This is a genomic window from Paraburkholderia sp. SIMBA_030 (genome assembly GCF_046535245.1).
GTDB lineage: Bacteria > Pseudomonadota > Gammaproteobacteria > Burkholderiales > Burkholderiaceae > Paraburkholderia.
Window position 1 is genome coordinate 1 of sequence record NZ_JAWRXB010000563.1, and the last position, 271, is coordinate 271.

Here is a 271-nt window from a genome sequence, read left to right on the forward strand (position 1 = left end):
GGTCTCGCGATTGCGTTCGTCGCGGTGCTGCTGACGGTGATCACCGGCAATCCCGTGTGGGACGCGTGCGGCTCGATCTGCATCGGCTTTCTGCTGATGACGATCGCGTGGCTCGTCGCGCGCGAAGTGAAGTCGATGATCGTGGGCGAGTCGGCGAGTCCGGAAATGCGGCGCGACATCGAAACGTTTCTGCGCGCGCGGCCCGAGATTCGCCACATCATGAACGTCATCACCCTGCAATGGGGCAAGGAGATCGTCGTGGCCGTGCAGG

Annotated in this window: 1 pseudogene; it reads left to right on the top strand. The window is 63.5% G+C overall.

What is annotated here, in order from left to right:
• Positions 1 to 271: pseudogene (locus SB772_RS41215) on the top strand (cation efflux family transporter); the annotation flags it as partial.